The organism is Methylobacterium sp. J-048, from assembly GCF_022829515.1.
Lineage (GTDB): Bacteria > Pseudomonadota > Alphaproteobacteria > Rhizobiales > Beijerinckiaceae > Methylobacterium.
The window spans coordinates 18866-36143 of the sequence record NZ_JAKSYL010000184.1 but is presented as its reverse complement, the minus strand read 5'-3'; the positions used below and the strand labels follow the sequence as shown (position 1 = coordinate 36143).

The window sequence follows — 17278 nt, the reverse complement described above, 5'->3', positions numbered from 1 at the left end:
AACCCCCGGCCGTGACGATGCGTGGAATCGACGTCAGTTCTGGGCGGGTGCGACCGCGACCGTGGCGAGCTTCGCCGAGACCTTCGTCCCGGGCCGCGCACGAACGATGCCGTCGACGATGACCCGGTCGGTCGGCGTCAGGCCTGCGCGGATCACCCTGAGCCCGTCGCGCAGGTCGCCGACCTCGACCTTCTTCGGCGTCACGACGTCGTCGTCGCCGACGGTCATGACGACGGAGTCGGACTGGTCGGGCAGCACGGCCGCGTCGGGCACGAGCAGCGCGGGCGCGGGCTTCGAGAGCGCGACGCGGACGCGGGCGAACTGGCCCGGAGACAGGAACAGGTCCGGGTTGGCGTAGGTCGCGCGGGCGTGGATCGTGCCGCTGGAGCGGTTCATGACGTTGTCGACGAAGTCGAGCTTGCCCTGTCGGTCGAAGCCCGCCTCGTCGCTGAGGGAGGCCGTGACCGTCTTTGCGAGCGGCTGCTTCTGGTCGCGGCTGCGCTGGAACTTGATCCAGTCCTGCTCGCTCATGTCGAAATCGAGGTAGATCGGGTCGAGCGACACGATGGTGGCGAGCAGCGTGGTGGCGCTCGCGGCGGCGCGGCTGCCGGCGATCAGCCCGCCCAGCGAGACCTGCCGCGCGCCCAGGCGGCCACTGAACGGGGCCGTGACCCGGGTGTATTCGAGGTCGAGCTTGGCATCGCGGACCCTGGCCTCGGCGTCGTCGATTGCAGCTCGCGCGGCGGACTGTTCGTTGACGCGCTGGTCGAGGGTCTCCTGGGTGGCGAACTGGCTGCGCGCCAGCGACTGCGACCGGGCAAGCTGGCTGTCGGCGAGACCCAGTCGTGCCTTGGCGGTCTCGACCATTGCCTTGGCCTGGGCGAGCTTGATCTCGTAGGGGCGCGGGTCGATGACGAAGAGCAGATCGCCCTTGCGGACGATGTCGCCGTCCTTGAAGTGGATCTCGGTCAGCGTTCCGCCGACCTGGGCGCGCAGCTCGACGCGGTCGATAGCGGAGAACTGGCCGAGGCCGGTGAGCCGGACGTCGACGTCCCGGGTGGCGGGCGTCGCCACCGTCACGTCCGGCACGGGTCCCGCCACGGCGACGGCCGCGTGCGAACCCTCGAACTGCGTGAGGCCGTACCAGCCGGCGCTGCCCAGGAGCATGGCGACCAGCGGCATCGCCAACAGCCGGCCCTTGCCGGGCTTCGTCCTCGTGCCCTCCCGCGGAATGGCCTCGAAGTCGGTTAGGGATTTGGGGGCGACGTCGATCATGACCTGGGTTCCTTCAAACGCGGACCCCAAGGAGTCCTTATTTGTGGAGCGAACGCTCCGATAAATATGCATAGGGCGAGGTCGACGATCCCGTCAATACATTTTTGGAGCGAAAGCTTGAAAAAGGTCTGAGCCACGAAAGAGGCAGTCGGTCCTCGGCCGTCGGCCGGCAGTGAGCCTTGCGGGACGCGCTGACGTCGCAGCGCCGGCCTTCCCGCGGGCGCCGGGCGTTCGTCACGTCTTCGGGCCGCGGCACGAAGTCCAACGGAGCTTCACTTCCTGCGAGGTGGTCGGAGGGCGGGCGCGATTCCGTTGATCCGGATCCGGTTGGATACGAGCTCGATGGCGAGGTTCTTGACGAGGGCGTGCCCGCCAGCCTTCGCCACCGAGTAGGCGGACAAGGGTGTCGCGCCGATGGCTTGCAGGGCCCACATCGAACCGGTCTGGACGATGGCACCGCCGTTTCCGGATGCCTTCATAGCCTTAGCCGCGGCCTGTGCGGTGAAGAACGTGCCCTTGAGGAGATGTCGAGGAACCAGTCGAACTCGGCCTCTGTGACGTCGACGAACGGCTTCGGCGCGAACACGCCCGCGTCGTTGAGCAGCACGTCCAAACGGCCGAAGCGTTCGACGGCGGCCTTGGCCAGCGCCTTCCCAGTGGCCGGCAGCCCGACGTGGGCGGCGATGCGCTTGCCCGTCGCATCAACCCGCTTCGCCGCGGCCTCGGCCTTGCCGGCGTCGCGGCCGTTGATGACCACCAAGCCGCCCTCCGCGACGAAGCGCGCCGCCACCTCCTCGCCGATCCGCGACGGACCACCGGTCACGATCCCGACCTTGTCCTGGAAGCGCATGGCTTTTCTCCGTCTTGCCCGCAGACGGGACTTCATTTATGGAGCGAAGGCTCCTATAACAGCGGATAAGGTCGACCCGCGGGTCGTGTGAACGGATTTTGGAGCGAAGGATCCAAAAGATGGACGAGGTCCAGAAGCGGGGTCGCGGGCGCCCCCCGAAGTTCGATCGCCCGACGGCGTTGAACAGCGCGATGAGGCTGTTCTGGGAGAACGGGTACGAGGGCACGTCCTTCGACGACCTGATCTCGGCCATGGGCATCAGCCCGTCGAGTTTCTACAACGCGTTCGGAAGCAAGGAGCAGCTCTACCGAGAAGCGACGGAGAACTTCCTCGGCGCTGCACGCAAGTGGATCCTCGGCGCCTTGTGGAAGGACGGCCTGGGTACCCGAGCGGCCATCGAGAGCCTTCTTGCGGAGGTCGCGGTCGAGTTCACGCGCGAAGACCTGCCGCGGGGCTGCATGGTCTCGCTGTCCGGGACGCACCAGGCGCCGGCCCTCACACCGATCCGCGACATGATGATCAGCCACCGCGCATCGTCCGAGGTCTACCTCGGCGAGCGCATCCGGAAGGGCATCGAGGACGGCGACGTACCGGCAGACGTCGACGTCGAAGGTCTCGCCGCCTTCGTGCACTCACTCGTGCGGGGCCTGGCCGTCCTGTCCCGCGATGGGGCGAGCCGCGAGAAGCTCCTGAACGTCGGCAGGATCGCGATGGCCGCCTGGCCGGCGCCGGTAGCGGACCGTCCCACCCGGGCCAGGCACTCCCAAGAGCGGGAGCGCCGCGACGGACCCGTGTCGTCCCAAGCCAGCCACGGCTGAACCCAAGCCGATCCGTGAGGGGGCCGAGAATGTACTTTCAGGTGATCACCCAGTGCGTCCAGGCGCTTAGGAACGTCGAGACCTTCCTAGACAAGGCTGAGGCGCACGCGGCGGCCAGGGGTTTCGACGTCGGCGTCCTCATGACCGGTCGCCTCGCGCCGGACATGAGGAACCTTGTCTACCAAGTTCAGAGCGCCTGCGATTACCTCAAGGGCGGGGCGGCCTGGCTGTCGGGGCAGACACCGCCCCGGCACGCGGACGACGAGCGGACCATCGTCGAGGTGCGCGCCCGCATCCGGAAGACGGTCGCCTTCGCGGAAAGCGTGGCGCGCGAGGAATACGAGGGCGCGGGCGAGCGCCGGGTCAGGATCGACTGGGCGGGCGGGAAGACTCTCGGCGGCAAGGATTACCTCCTGCAGATGGTCGTACCGAACGTCTTGTTCCACGTGGCGATGGCCTACGCGATCCTTCGCCATGACGGCGTCGACGTCGGCAAGCTCGACTTCCTTGGGCCCCTTACCTGGAACGAGGACTGAAGTTCCGTCCCGGTTCGCTTCGAGGCATCACAAGGAACTGATGATGTCCCTCTTCCTCCACGGGGCGTCCGTACCCGTGTACACGCGCGGTCCGGCCATCCTCCCCACCTCGCTCGACAAGGCGGAGGCCCACGCGGCCGTGGCCGGTGCGGATCCATCGTCCTACGCCCTGGCGCGGCACGACCCCGACATGCCGACGCTGGTCGGCCAGGTACGACTGTCCTCCGACACCGCGAAGGGGAGCGCGGCGCGGATCTCTGCGATCGAGGCGCCTCCCTTTGCGGCCGGAGAGGCCACGTTCGATCAGGTTCGCGGCGCGGCTAGTCGTATCGGCCAGGCCACCGAAGCGGTACCGAGGACGGCTGGATGACACGGCGTCGGACGGCGATTGCGAACCGGCTCCCGGCAGGATGGAGGCCGTCCGAGACGATGCTTCGGTCGCGACCGAAGCATCAAAACCTAGCGACGTGCGAGGCTTCCGAATGACCATGCCTTCGAAGCCTGCGAGGGGCCACCTCCTCGTCCTGCTCTGCACCTCGGTGCCGGCGTTCATGCTCCAGCTCGACGCCAACATCGTCTCGGTGTCGTTGCCGGCCATCGCCCGCTCACTCGACGCGAGCTTCGCCGGCATCGAGTGGGTGGTGACGGCCTACATGCTGAGCTTCGCCTCGTTGCTGCTGCCGGCCGGCGCGCTGGCGGACCGCTTCGGCCGGAAGCGCCTGCTGGTTGCGGGGCTGGCGGTCTTCACGCTCGCGTCGCTGCTGTGCGGCTCCGCGCCGAACCTTTCCGTGCTGGTCGCTGGTCGGGCCCTTCAGGGGGCCGGTGCGGCCATGCAGCTCAGCGCGTCCCTGGCCGCGCTTTCGCACGCCGTCCATGGCGAGGCCCGCGCCCGGGCCTTCGCGTTCTGGGGCTCGGTCATCGGGATCGGCATGGCCTCCGGCCCCGTGGTCGGCGGCCTCATCACCCAATACCTCGGCTGGGAATGGGCGTTCTACGTCAACCTGCCCATCGGCGCCGCGCTCATCGTCCTGGCCGCGAAGGTCATCGAGAACTCGAAGGACCCCGGCGCGGTCCGCCTCGACCTGCCCGGCGTCCTTTGCTTCGGCACCGGACTGTTCCTGGCAACGTTCGCGCTCATCGAGGGCAACCATCGCGGCTGGGCCGACCCCTGGATCGACGGGGGCCTGACCGGCGCCCTGCTGTTCCTCGCCGCCTTCGTCCTCGTGGAGTTGCGGCAGGACCGACCGATGGTCTCGCTCGCCTACTTCCGCAGCCCGTCGTACCTGGGCGTGAACGTCGCGCAGCTGGCGTTCTCGGGCGGCATCCTCACGATGCTAACCTTCGTGCCGATCCTTCTGCAGAGCGGGCTCGGCCACGGCCCCGGGACGGCTGGGCTGATGATGCTGCCCATGGTGTTGCCGCTCTTCCTCGTGCCGCGGCTGGTGAACCGACATCTCATCATCCGGTACTCCGGCCGCGCGATCCTGACCCTGGGTCTGGCGAGCGTCAGCGTGGGCCTGCTCGCCTTCGCCGCGGTCGTGCGGCTGCGCGCATACGAGCCGATGGTGCCCGGCATGCTCCTCATCGGCTCCGGCTCAGGCCTGCTCAACAGCGAGACCACCAAGATCGGCATGTCGCTGATCCCGAGGGAACGCGGCGGGATGGCCTCGGGCATCGCCGGCACGATGCGCTTCATGGGCATCTCGCTCGGCCTGGCGGCACTCGGGGCCGTCCTCTACGGCAGGGTCGCCTCCATGATCGCTGGCGCGATGCCGGATTTAGACGCGGGCGAGCGGCTCCGGCTCATCGGCGAGATCACGGCCGGCGACCTGTCGCGAGCCGGGACGCCGGCCCTCGCGGAACTCGCGCATGCGAGCTTCGCCGGGGGATACCAGGCCCTCTTCCTGGCAAGCCTCGGTTTCATGCTCGTCGCGACGTTCGTCACGTGGCGCCTCGTGAGCGCCACCGACACGCCGCCGGTCGTTGCGCTCGCGTCCGCGTCCAACCGGAAGGTTCTGGCGTGACGCCCGGACCGCAAGGCGTTGGCGGGCGGTCCGGGCCCCCGACGCGCCGCTTGAGGCGGCCGCCCGGCCGCCTGTATCACCTCGCCGAAGCGAGCAATCTCGACTCGATCCAAGCGCATGGGCTGATGAGCGCCGAGAGCCTGCTCGTGCGGGCCGGGCTCGTGGAGACCGAGCGCGCCGCCATCCTGCGCGGCCACCGGCCAGACTGCCTGCGCCTGCCGAACGGCGTCGTGGTCCGCGACCAGCGGCCGATGCCGCCGGCGGCCCTTTCCCCGGCGCTCGACGACGGGATGGACCCTGGGGACTGGTACGCGCTCCTCAACGGGTTCGTCTTCCTCTGGCCCGACCGCGCGCGCATGGAGCGCCATTGGGGAGCTTGCGGCGGTCGCCCCCAGGTGCTGCTGACCTTCGACGGCGCCGCTGTGCTGGACCAGTTCGGGGACCAAGCCTTCGTGTCCCCGATCAACACCGGCAACGCCCGCCGCAAGGCCGCCCGGCGCGGGCGCGGCACCCTCGTTCCCTACCGGACCTGGCTCCGCGAGGGCTGGCCGGCCGGGCAACCCTCGCGTCCTCCGGCCGAGGTCCTTTTCGCGTGCACGGTCCCGGCACGCGCCCCCTACCTGGTCGGTGTCTCGCGCGAGCCCGTCCCGGACGACGGCGACCCGAAGCATGGAGGTGTCGATGGCGATCCTGGAACTGCGTCCGAACTGTGAGTGCTGCGACCGCGACCTGCCGCCTGACAGCAGGGAAGCCTACATCTGCACCTTCGAGTGCACGTTCTGCCACGACTGCACGACCGGCGTGCTGGACGGGCACTGCCCGAACTGCCTGGGCAACCTCACGCCCAGGCCGGTCCGCCCGCTCGCCGGGCCGGTCGGTGGCCTGGCTAAGTACCCGGCCTCGACCAAGCGGGTTCTGAGGGCAGGCGGCTGCAACGCGACCCCCGATCCGAGCCTGGCCGACACAGCGGCCTGACATGCCTGAGGGCGGCGCGTCCTGGATGGTCCGGGCAGCTTCAACTCTCCCGCGATGGAGCTTCAGGACGATGAGCACAGAACCAACGGATCACACCTCAGACGGACCTGATCCGAGTACCCTCCACGGTGAAACCCAACGTGTCACCGGCGAAACGCATCCCGCCGTTGCGGGCGGCCGGCAACGCACTGTAGCGGGCGGATCGCCCGACGCCGAAAATCCTGAAGCAGCGCGGACCTGGGACATCTCAGACTGGTTCAGGATATCTTAGGCGTTCAGCGGCGCTCCCGTTGGTCGACCGGCGGGTAGAACTGCGGGCTCTCGCGCCGGTCGAACATGCCGTAATCTCGGATTACGCGAACGCTTCGTACACGGATGCGCGCGGCCTCGGCCGGCACGGCGGGGGTGAACGCCGAGGCCGCATCTGCATCGATCCACGACGACAGCAGCATGACCTTGCCCGGATTGTAGAAGGAATCGAACACGTCTGCGGCGACAAGGCCGTCGCCCGCTGGGGCGAGCCCCAACGCGCCGACCAAGTCGTCGGGCAGGGATTGGCCCTCGCGAGGCGCTGCCTCGATGAGCAGGCACGCCTTGCTGCGGCCGACTTCAGTCGCGTCGAGGCGCTGCTCGCGCACCGCATGACCCTGGGGCGGGTGGCTGTCCGCCGTTACCTCGCCGACGCGAAGGTGGTAGTCCGAGAAGATCTCGAACCGGCCCTTCTCCTGGATGAGGTGATGGCCGGCATGCGTGCGCCAGCGGATCACCGACTTCTCGTCCCGCCAGGTCGAGTGCGACAACACCCGACCTGGTCGCGTGCGGCTCACGAAGCGCTCGTTGTCGATGAAGCCGTCCATGCCCTCCAGTTCCGGTTTCAGCATCTTGGCGTGCTCCAGATAGGCCTCCCTCCGCCCTGCGCCGGGATGAACCTCGAAGATGACCGAGAACATGGTTCCCCTCCACGGTGGGTTGGGTCAGGCTGAGATGCTTCCGCCGAGAGGGATCTCATGGCGTGGCGTCGTCTCCAGCGGATTGACGAGGAGTTTGCGATGGGAGGCGTCCGATGTCTGCGGTGAACGCTTCGGCCTCGACCGAAGCGTTTCGTCGTGATCGACGACCAGGCAGGCCTTATGATCCCGTGATGACGAGCGCCGCCAGCATGTCCGGAACAGCCGCCCTGATAGGGGATCCGGCACGGGCCAACATCCTCACGGCCCTTCTGGACGGCCGTGCACTGACGGCGACGGAACTGGCCCACACGGCGGGCGTCACGGCACCGACCGCGAGCGGTCACCTCGCGAAGCTGGTCGAGGGACGCCTGCTCGGCGTCACCGTCCAGGGCCGCCATCGGTACTTCCGGCTCGCCACGCCCGAGGTCGCCCGGATGCTGGAGACCATTCTGGTGGTGGCGGCAGCCGGGCCGGAGTCAATCGCGCGGCGCGCAACGCCCCGGATCAGTCCGGAACTGCGCGAGGCTCGAACCTGCTACGACCACCTTGCAGGACGTCTCGGTGTAGCCATCGCCGACGCGCTCGTATCGCGCGGCCTGATCGTTCTGGGCGAAGAGGCCGGCGAGGCGACTGAGGCTGGCCGTGCTTGGCTCGCGCGGTTCGGGGTGCCGGTCGAGCCCGTCGGCCGGACCAAGCGCCTATTCTGTCGCCCATGTCTGGACTGGAGCGAGCGGCGACCGCACCTCGCCGGCCGCCTCGGGGCTGCGCTGTGCTGCCGCTGCGAGGAACTTGGTTGGATTGATCGGGCCCGGGACGGGCGGGTCGTCACGTTGACCCCAACCGGCCGGCGCGGGTTCGCGGACACCTTCGGGTTCCACATCTGAGAGCGCGGCGCACGAGGATGGAGCGTGCGCCGATGTCGAGGTCGTCGTCGACTACGGCTCTGCGCGATCGGGACTGAGGTCCTACCGGATGGATCGCGCTCCCGCGGTGACATTGAAACCTCGCCGACCGAGCGGATGCCTGTTCCGAAACGCCGCCATGGCTTCGTCGGCGCCCCGTTGACCGCTGTCATGGGCCCCATGGGCGGTCGTGAAGTCGAAGGGATGCGTCGCCTCGCCCGCGAAGAAGAACCGGTCCTCAAACGGCTGGGCCAAGCGTGCGCGCGCCTGCGACTGGCCTGGCAGGGCGCAGCTGTAGGCTCTACCGATGGACGCCATCCGGCTCCAGGCGGTGCCCGCGAGCGGCCGGATGGCCGAGCCCACGTCGCTGCCGAATAGGGTGAACCTCATGCCCTCAGAAACAGACCGGTGGAAATCCACCCACTCCGGCCGTTAGACATCGTCCACCAAGCTGCCCGGAAGTGGACGTTCCTGGGGTCTGCAACGGGTCGTGAGCAAGCTCGGCGAGAATGTCCGCTTCCATGCACCGCTGCCCCAAAGCAGACTAGCTGAAATTCACCCGTTCTGGTCGAAGGTTTTTGCCCCATTGCACGGCCAGCAAGCGGACGTTCCTAGATATTTGGTCTAAGCATATGGCGTGACTGATGGAGCCTGAAGCATTGAGGCTATTTCGCCCAGGTTTAGCAAATAAATTCGTAGGGTGTGCGGCCCCCGTAGGGTCGTCGAGAGGCGGCCGTAATTGTAGGCCTCTACAGACACTTGGTGGTGGCGACGCAGCTCGTCGTAGTCCCCATAATGCCAGCGCTCGACCGTCGTGTCGCTATGAGCACGGTTGTCCGATCAGATGTCCTAGGTCGACCTGATGACTTGGCGGTTGTCGAGTTTGCGCAACTCGGTGGCGATGTCCTGGAGACTAGAATCTCCCTTGCGCAGGACGCGATCGGCCTCAGACAACCGGTCACGCTCATCGGCCGTAATATCCCGGGCACTGAGGACCACCACCGGCACGTCGGCGCAACCCGGCAATCCCCTCAGGCGGTCGAGGAACGAGAACCCATCCATCACCGGCATAGTGAGGTCGAGGAGGACCAGGCGCGGCATGCCGAGCCTGACCTGATCCAGCGCCTCACGGCCATCGCCGGCCTCGCGGACGCTCCAGCCGTTGCGTTCCAGGGCTGTTCGTAGGCGGTGCCGCATGTCCGCGTCGTCGTCGACGACGAGGACGTCGCCGTCCGCTGCCCGGAACTGGTCCAGGATCGTCCGGAGGCGCACCCAGTCCACTGGTTTCGGAACAGCTTCGATGGCTCCGAGCGACGCACTGAGCGTCGCGTCGGCGACGAAGCTCACCATGACCACCGGAATACCGGCGGTTTCGGGATCCGACTTGAGGGCAGCGAGGACCGACCAGCCGTCCATCTCGGGCATCATCACGTCGAGGAGGATGGCGCGAGGCTTGAGCGACCGGGCTAGGGTGAGGCCGGTGCGCCCGTCCCCCGCCGTGCGCACGGAGAAGCGCTGGCGTTCGAGGAACCGGGTCATGAGCTCGCGCTGGGACGCCTCGTCGTCTATGACGAGTACCAGGTCATCCATGCGTTCGCCGTTCTCCGGTACCGCGTCCGGCGCGATATCGACCGTCCGGTCCGGTGCCGCCGCCGGCACGCGCAGGGTGAAGTTTGTTCCCTCGCCTTCGACGCTCGTGACGGAGATGTCGCCGCCTAGCAACTGGGCGAAGGCGCGGCTGAGAGCCAGCCCGAGGCCGGTCCCGCCGTAGTTGCGCGTGGTGCTCTCGTCGGCTTGCGTGAAGCGCTCGAACAGGCGCCCGACCTGCTCGGAGTTCATGCCGATGCCGGTATCCCGTACCGTGAACTTGAGCCAGTCGCCGCGGGCGCCCGCCTCCCGCCCGGCCTCAAGGGTGATGGTGCCGCCCTCGGTGAACTTGGCGGCGTTCGAGAGTAAGTTGAACAGGCACTGGCGCAGCTTCACCGCGTCCGTTCGAGCCTGGCCCACGCCATCGGCTACGTCGAGCACAAGGACGTTTCCCTTCTTCCCGATCAGGGCTTCGACCGTGGCCGCCGCGTCCGTGACGAAGGCAGAGACGTCAATGTCCTCGGGATAGAGCTCCATCTTCTCGGCCTCGACCTTCGACAGGTCGAGCACGTCGTTGATCAGGCCTAGGAGGTGCTGGGCGTTCGACTTGATCTTGCCGAGGTCCTTGAGAAGGCTCTCCTGACCGAGTTCCTCCGCCTCCTCCTCAAGCATTTCGGAGTAGCCGATGACGGCCGAGAGCGGCGTCCGGAGCTCATGGCTCATGTTAGCCAGGAACCGGCTCTTGGCCCGACTGTGCTCCTCGGCGGCGTCCCTCGCCTCCTTGAGTGCGAGCTCGAACGCGTGACGCTCGGTGATGTCCTCGTGGACGCCCACCCACTCCCGGATCGCGCCGTCGGCATCGCGCACCGGCACTGCCCTCGCCACGTACCGGCGCCAGCCCGCCTCGGCGGTACGCACGCGATGCTCGACCGTGTACGGGGCCTCAGCACGCAACGCTTCGGTCCACGTCGCGACTGTCGCCGGAAGATCCTCGGGATGGATCGCCTTGGCCCAGCCCGCGCCCATGTACTGCTCCGGGGTGTGCCCGGTGATCTCCGCCCACCCTGCCTGCTCCTCGACGAAATGCCCGGCGGCGTCGGTGGTCCACATCACGCCGTTGACGGCCCTAACGGCGGATCGGAAGCGCGCCTCGCTGACGTGCAGGCGTCGCTGTACCCGACGTTGGTCGAGCGAGGAGGCGATCATCGCCAGGAACAGGATGAGGAAGGTGACTCCCGCTACCGCCAGGGCGAGGTCGCGTTGGCCGGCCGCCAGGGTGGCTACGTGGGCCGCATGGGCGCCGGCCTCCTGCGCGGTGAAGGTCGCCGCGGCCATCCCGGTGTAGTGCATCCCGGCGACCGCAAGCCCCATCACGCAGGCGGCGGCCAGCTTCTGCCAGGGCCGATTACGGCGGAAGGTCAGCCAGAGGGCGGCAGTCGCAGCTGTTACCGCGATGGCGACCGATACCGTCACGACAGTAGGGTTGTAGGCCAGGTTGCCAGGCACGCGCATCGCCGCCATGCCGGTGTAGTGCATCGCCGCCACGCCAAGGCCCATGAGCGGACCCGCGACCAGCAACGAGCCCGCACCCGTTCCCCGGCGTGCGACCCAGGCAAAGGCGCCGGCCGTGACACCTACCGCGATCAGCAGTGACAGGAGCGTCAGACCCAGGTCGTAGGCCGCAGTCATGCCCATCTCGAAGGCAAGCATGCCGACGAAATGCATCGACCAGATGCCGCCGCCCATCGCCACTGCTGCGCCGGCGCCCCAGGCCCACCGCGCACCGGCATCCGGACGCCGAACGCGGGCACCGAGGTCGAGGGCAGCGTAGGACGCGAACACCGCGATGACGATTGAAAGCGTGACGAGGAGCGGGTTGTATCCGGTATGGGCCATGGGATATCCGGTGGGGGCACGGGGTCCGTAGCACCAAACGGCAGCGGCCTCTGGGTAATCTTACAGTCCGGTGGTGCAAGACTCCGCGAGCCGTCAGCGCGATGGCCTTCGGAAAATTAAACCGGTGTCGGCAAGACCACCAAACGCAGCAGGGTGGGCGAGTCGTCAAAGCCGATCTGGCCCTATTGAAGGTTCCAATCAGCCCGCCCGGGTAAGCGATGACGGTCCTCGCCATCCACGGCTTCGGCGGTCAGCACCACGACCGGTATCCAACCCTATTCCGGCGTGGCTCGGAGAATGTTCAGTAAGGCGAAGCCGTTCATCTCGGGCATCATCAGGTCGAGAAGGATGAGGCAGAGCTGCTCAGACGCGATGGCCGCGAGCCCGACTTTTTCGTTCTCGACCGTGACGATGCGCCAGCTGTCTCGAGTGAGGCGGGCCGACCTTCGTTCGCGGGTGTCGGCATCGTTGTCCATGAGGAGTAGCGGTCCCTCGTGGTCCCGAGGGCGGAAGCGCTTCAGCAGCCAATGCGGTACGTGACGCTCGTCGGAGTAGTCGCGCCTGCGCGGGAAATCATCTTTCGCTGATGTGGTGGAGGTCTAAAATATAGTCTGCACGTTCGCTTTCACACTTTTCAATTGATCGGGGGCAGGTAAGTTGCGGTTTGACGGCCTCCTGCAATGAGTGGATGCGGGCCTACGCCAGCTTTACCGCACGTCTGAGAAAGGTAGCGACCGGGCGCAGCGACAACGTCCGCTTCGTTGCAAAGATGTATGAAAGCGGACCGACGCAAAACCACCCTGCTCAGCTACCCCAAGGACGAACCTGGCAGCCGAGTTTGGCCGAAAGCCGAAAGGCCGCTACCGCGGTGTCGGAGTGAGAAAGCGGACCTGCTGGATCACTGCATCTCCGGTGATGAGACTCACCTCGTGTCCGAGCGGGGCGCCACCAGACCTCCGTCCTGCCCGCTTTGGACGAGACCGACCGACACCAAACCGGACGCTTTGGCATCCTCTACGAAGGCTGCGAGGTAACGCAGGCCGGCGCTTCGCCCGGGTGTCATGCACATTGCCTGATTGATGGAGGTGAAGCGCCCGGCGACTACCCTCAGACGGTCTTGCGCACGCGCGTGGTCCTCAAGGGGCTGCCGCACGCCGGCCGCCGCCTCCAGGCCCTCACTCAGGAAGAGATCCACCGCCCCTGACGACGTCGGCGCACGAACCAGCTCGGCGTTCTTCAAGGTACGAGTCAGGAACAGGTCGTAGGCCGCGTTCAGGCCGACCGCGATGCGTATTCCCGGCTGGTCGAAGTCGTCGATCACCTTGAGGGGTGAGTCGTCGCGGACCAAGTAGGTGCCCTCGATCACGACGTACGGTGCCGTAAAGACGACGTCCGCCGCTCGCTCGGGTTCGAGTGCGAGGAACGCGATATCGACTTCGTTTGCTTTCAGAGCTGCAAAAGCCTTCCCGGCGGCTTCGAACGTAGTGAACGCGACAGGCACGCCGAGGCGCCGGGCAAGCTCGGTCGCGAGGACGACCGAGACGCCACGAGGCTCACCCGTCTCCGAGTCTTTCTGAGCCAGGACTGGATTGCCGAAATTGATGGCGGCCCGCAACGTGCCACTGGGCGCAAGGTCGGAGCGGACCGACGTGAGGTCGTCCAGGGTTGCGGAGGCAGTCATGATTGCACCATGCCCATCCAGAACATCGTCTGATCCTTCACGTCGAGGTCGTACTTGCGGGCAAAGTCCAACTTTCCGTCAGCCCCGATGCGGAACACCGACAGACCGGCCGGCACCACCCTCAAATCGTCTCCGTCGCGCACCGTGACCGGCAGGTTGTGCTCGGCGACCAAGATCCGTCCGCTCGGGTCAATGTGGAAGGTGCGCGGATGGATGCCGCGCGTATCGACATGCTGGATGGGCTTGGGTTCGCCCGTCCCCATGTCCAGGTCGTAGACCACGATGCCGTTCTCGCCCCCCTTGAACACGGGTGTGCCCTGAACATCCTCCGTCTGCTCAGCCCGGTTCGAGCCGTACAGGAAGCGCCCGTTCGGGTGGACGTGGATCGGGCCCGCGGCTTGGCGCGCCCGATCTTTGCCGGGCTCGGCCAGCGTTCCGGTCCGAAACAGCAGGTCGGGGCCGATCTTGCCGTCCGCCATGTGCAGGAGGCAGACCTGATTCTGAGTCTCGATGGACAGATAGATCCAGGGCCGGCTTGGATGAAAATCGAGGTGACGCGGCCCGAAATTGCGGCCACCGTCGGGTGCGATCGAGATCTCGTGGCTGAGTTGTCCCCCGGCGTAGTCGAACACCTTGAGGGCGCCGGGCTCCTCGGGCTGCGCGGCCGTGCCCTCGTTGCCGCGCGTGACCAGGATGGCCGTCTTGTTGTCCGGGGTCACGCGCACCTGGTGGGCATAGATGCCGGCCTCGACCGGCCCGGTTTGGCGGACCTCCTCGCCAAGCGTGCAGTCGGCCCGGATGCGGTAGACGCGCAGGGTGGAGGGCTTGTTGAAGGCGACCAGGATGTTCTCGGACGGGATGTCGGTGCTCATGTGGATGGGGCGCGTCGGAAGCACCACGGGCGCCCCGTGCGGCGTCAAAGCGCCGTCATCGCCGATCCTCAGCGCCACGAGATGGTGCGAGTTGCTCGGGGCGGCGCCGTTCCCTGGGGCCGTGCTGCTGGTCACGACGTAGAGGAAGCGCCGCGAGCGGTGCGGCCAAGCGTATTGCACGCTGTCCGGCAGCGTGACCGTGCCGCGCCGTGTGAGGGTCGCGGCCTCGACGTCCACGTCATAGTGGATGAGGTCGGGGCCGACATTGGCGTAGAGTGCCAAGCGGCTCGAGGGGGCGCCGGTGGCGGGCTGAGCGGCCGAAAGCGTGGGGGCGGCGATGCTGCCGGCGATGGCGGTCAGGATGGTTCTCCGGGCGATCACGTGGCGTTTCCTATCCGGTTGGCTTCTTCTCGCGTTGTGGGTGGACGGCGGCCACCCGTTCACTCGTCGCGGATGACGCGCTTGAGCAGGACGGCGACGACCGTCGACATCGCCAGGAACCCGGCCATGGCGAGAAGCCCAGCCTCGAATGAACCGGTCGCGTCCTTGAGCCAGCCCACGATGGTCGGGCCGAAGAACCCGCCCGTGGTGCCAATCGTGTTGATAAAGGCGATGCCGCCCGCGGCCGCGATCCCCGTGAGAAAGCGGGTGGGGATGGACCAGAAGATCGCCCGGGCAGCCGTTACACCGACGAGCGCACCCGTCAGACCGAGCAACGAGAGGTCGAACCGGCCCGTCGAGATGGCGATCAGGAAGCCGACGACGGCTAGAAGGCAGCAGAGCGCGAGATTGGTGATCTTCCTGCCCGAGCGGTCGGCGAAGCGTGCCCATAGGATCATGCCGACGCTGGCCGCCAGGTAGGGGATCGCCGAGATCCAGCCGACTTGGAGGTTGGTGAGGTTCTGCCCCTTGAGGATCTGCGGCAGCCAGATCTGGATGCCGTAGGAGCCCACCGTGAAGCCGAGATACACGAGGGTGCACATCCACACTCGGATGTCGCGCAGCGCGGTCCCGAAATGGCTGACGGCACGGTCGCGTTTCTCGCCTTCCACGCTGGCGATGATGACCCGCTTCTCGTCCGCGCTCAGCCACGTGGCGTCCTGCGGCTTGTCGGCGAGCATCTTCAAGAGCACCAACCCAATGATGGTCGCGGGCACACCCTCGATGATGAAGAGCCACTTCCATCCGGCCAAGCCCCCGAGGCCGTCGAACTCCAACAGCATTCCACCGAGCGGGCCACCGAGGACCGACGACACCGGGATCGCCACGAGGAACCAGGACAGGATGCGAGCTCGGTATTGTGCGGGGAACCAGGCGGACAGGAAGTACGCAATGCCGGGAAAGAAGCCGGCCTCGGCCACGCCCAGCGCGAAACGCAGCAGGTAGAAGCTTGTCGGGCCGGCCACGAACGCCATGGCGCAGGACACCAGGCCCCACGAGATCATGATGCGTGAGATCCACAGCCGGGCACCGTACCGGTACAAGAGCATGTTGCCCGGGATCTCGAAGCCGCAATAGCCGACGAACAGGATGCCAGCGCCCCAGCCGAACTGCGTCGCCGACAGACCGATATCGCGGTTCATCTGAAGGGCCGCGAAGCCGATATTGGTACGGTCGAGGAAGTTGAAGACGTAGGCCAGCGTCAGGATCGGCAGCATCCGCCAAATCACCTTGGCGAAGGCGGCCTTCTTCAGGGCCTCGTCGTCGACCGCCGCGCCCAAGGAGTACCGAATGGCTTCGCTCATGGATGCCTCCCCGCTCACGCCCCTTGTGGTCAGGGCCTTTGACGAATGGTGCCGGCCTGTCGCCGATAGGCGACGTGTTCGGATCAGCCGGGAGACACGCGCGCCGCAAGCGCCTGGAGCTTGGCGAGCAGCGACGGATCGAGCCGGACTCCCTTACGTCGCGCCCGCGCGAGGTTCCGATTCTCGATCTCGCCAGGCACCAGCACCGGCGCCTTCGGGTCCGCCGGCGGCGTGGAGTGGAGGATGTCGGCGAAATCGCTCATCCGCCCGGACAGCCAGTCGGAGGCGCCGAGCCGCTTGGTGTCGATCAACAGGAAGTAATGGCCTAGGTTCTGGGGTTCCTCGGGCGCATCGACCCATGACTTTACGTGGGTGAGGTAGGCGGCGCCCGACAGCAGCCCGGCGAGCAGGTCAACTACTAGGGCGAGGCCGTAGCCCTTGTGCCCGCCGATCGGCAGGAGGAAGCCGTTCAGGGCCTCGTTCGGATCGGTGGTCGGCCGGCCCGTCCGGTCGGTCGCCCACGTGTCGGGGATCGGCTGCCCGGCCTTGGCGGCGTTGCGGATCTTGGCGCGCGCCGCCACGCTGATCGCCATGTCGAGGATGATCGGGTCGCCGCCCGGGTTGGGGAAACCGAAGCCGCATGGGCTGTTGCCGAGCCGGGCTTCGCTGCCGCCCCAGGGCGCGATGGTGGTGGTGGCGTTGCTGCCGATCAGGCTCGCGAACCCCGCCTGGGCGGCCATGTAATTGTACGGCGAAACTGGGCCGAAATGGTTGCTGCCGCGGGCGAGCGCCAACGCGACGCCCGTCGTGGCCGCCGCCTGCATGGCGGCCTCCATGGCTCGCATTCCGACCAGCGGGCCGACGCCGTTGTCGCCATCCACTCGGATCAGGGCGGGCGCCACGGGTTCCACCGTGATGGACGGCCGCGGATTGATGCCGGCGATATCGAGCCGCTCGCCGTACGATTCGATCCGGCCGACGCCATGCGTTCCGAGGCCGAACATCTCGGCCAAAACGAGGATCCCGGCCGTGTCGGCTGCGTCCTTGGGATCGAGACCCAGTCCGATAAGCGACCGTGTCGCCAACGCGCCCAGCTCAGCTTCAGACAGCACGCTTCCTGATTGGTCCTGCATGGCCGCTCCAACTCCCTCGGAAAGGGCCTGCGCC

15 protein-coding genes and 2 pseudogenes are annotated in these 17278 nt (G+C 67.1%); 7 read left to right on the top strand and 10 right to left on the bottom strand.

The window, feature by feature from the left end; genetic code table 11:
* Positions 1-33 precede the first annotated feature (33 nt).
* Positions 34-1275 (bottom strand): efflux RND transporter periplasmic adaptor subunit, encoded by a 1242-nt coding sequence (locus tag MKL09_RS18400; protein ID WP_244022471.1) that lies wholly within the window; start codon positions 1273-1275, stop codon positions 34-36.
* Positions 1276-1547: 272 nt separating this feature from the next.
* A pseudogene (locus MKL09_RS18395) lies at positions 1548-2125 on the bottom strand (SDR family NAD(P)-dependent oxidoreductase).
* A 119-nt stretch (positions 2126-2244) separates the two neighbouring features.
* Between MKL09_RS18395 and MKL09_RS18390 the strand changes: the two are divergent.
* The 6 genes from MKL09_RS18390 (at position 2245) to MKL09_RS18365 (ending at position 6478) form a co-directional block, all read left to right on the top strand.
* Positions 2245-2943: a TetR/AcrR family transcriptional regulator gene (locus MKL09_RS18390; protein ID WP_244022469.1), complete on the top strand. Its 699-nt coding sequence runs from the start codon at positions 2245-2247 to the stop codon at positions 2941-2943.
* Between the two features lie 29 nt (positions 2944-2972).
* Positions 2973-3479, top strand: coding sequence for a DUF1993 family protein (locus MKL09_RS18385; protein WP_244022467.1), 507 nt, complete (start codon positions 2973-2975; stop codon positions 3477-3479).
* A 43-nt stretch (positions 3480-3522) separates the two neighbouring features.
* Positions 3523-3849: a DUF1993 family protein gene (locus MKL09_RS18380; RefSeq protein WP_244022465.1), complete on the top strand. Its 327-nt coding sequence runs from the start codon at positions 3523-3525 to the stop codon at positions 3847-3849.
* Positions 3850-3961: 112 nt separating this feature from the next.
* The gene (locus MKL09_RS18375) at positions 3962-5503 is read left to right on the top strand and encodes an MFS transporter (RefSeq protein ID WP_244022463.1); all 1542 of its coding nucleotides are present in this window, start codon (positions 3962-3964) and stop codon (positions 5501-5503) included.
* Between the two features lie 50 nt (positions 5504-5553).
* Positions 5554-6216: a DUF7002 family protein gene (locus MKL09_RS18370; protein WP_244022461.1), complete on the top strand. Its 663-nt coding sequence runs from the start codon at positions 5554-5556 to the stop codon at positions 6214-6216.
* Positions 6191-6478 carry a DUF1272 domain-containing protein gene (locus tag MKL09_RS18365; RefSeq protein WP_244022488.1) on the top strand — a complete coding sequence of 96 codons (288 nt, stop codon included), beginning with the start codon at positions 6191-6193 and terminating at the stop codon, positions 6476-6478. The genes MKL09_RS18370 and MKL09_RS18365 overlap by 26 nt, the downstream gene beginning before the upstream one ends.
* Positions 6479-6753: 275 nt before the next feature.
* On the opposite strand, the gene MKL09_RS18360 is transcribed toward MKL09_RS18365, so the two are convergent.
* Positions 6754-7428: an antibiotic biosynthesis monooxygenase family protein gene (locus MKL09_RS18360; protein ID WP_244022459.1), complete on the bottom strand. Its 675-nt coding sequence runs from the start codon at positions 7426-7428 to the stop codon at positions 6754-6756.
* A gap of 191 nt (positions 7429-7619) precedes the next feature.
* On the opposite strand from MKL09_RS18360, the gene MKL09_RS18355 reads away from it, so the two are divergent.
* Positions 7620-8312 (top strand): ArsR/SmtB family transcription factor, encoded by a 693-nt coding sequence (locus tag MKL09_RS18355; RefSeq protein ID WP_244022457.1) that lies wholly within the window; start codon positions 7620-7622, stop codon positions 8310-8312.
* Between the two features lie 81 nt (positions 8313-8393).
* Here MKL09_RS18355 and MKL09_RS18350 read toward each other — a convergent pair.
* From MKL09_RS18350 to MKL09_RS18315, 7 genes and pseudogenes are all read right to left on the bottom strand, one after another.
* Positions 8394-8708, bottom strand: a pseudogene (locus MKL09_RS18350) (FAD-dependent oxidoreductase); the annotation flags it as partial.
* 471 nt (positions 8709-9179) lie between these two features.
* Positions 9180-11813 (bottom strand): MHYT domain-containing protein, encoded by a 2634-nt coding sequence (locus MKL09_RS18340; RefSeq protein ID WP_409566945.1) that lies wholly within the window; start codon positions 11811-11813, stop codon positions 9180-9182.
* A gap of 275 nt (positions 11814-12088) precedes the next feature.
* Complete coding sequence (locus tag MKL09_RS18335; protein ID WP_244022453.1) at positions 12089-12289, bottom strand: response regulator; 201 nt, start codon at positions 12287-12289, stop codon at positions 12089-12091.
* 446 nt (positions 12290-12735) lie between these two features.
* Positions 12736-13494, bottom strand: a complete 759-nt coding sequence (locus MKL09_RS18330; RefSeq protein WP_244022452.1) for a transporter substrate-binding domain-containing protein — start codon at positions 13492-13494, stop codon at positions 12736-12738.
* Positions 13491-14747, bottom strand: coding sequence for a lactonase family protein (locus MKL09_RS18325; RefSeq protein ID WP_244022450.1), 1257 nt, complete (start codon positions 14745-14747; stop codon positions 13491-13493). Before MKL09_RS18325 ends, MKL09_RS18330 begins: the two co-directional genes overlap by 4 nt.
* Positions 14748-14806: 59 nt before the next feature.
* Positions 14807-16111 (bottom strand): MFS transporter, encoded by a 1305-nt coding sequence (locus MKL09_RS18320; protein WP_244022448.1) that lies wholly within the window; start codon positions 16109-16111, stop codon positions 14807-14809.
* Positions 16112-16194: 83 nt separating this feature from the next.
* Positions 16195-17223 (bottom strand): Ldh family oxidoreductase, encoded by a 1029-nt coding sequence (locus MKL09_RS18315; RefSeq protein ID WP_244022446.1) that lies wholly within the window; start codon positions 17221-17223, stop codon positions 16195-16197.
* Between the last annotated feature and the right edge of the window lie 55 nt (positions 17224-17278).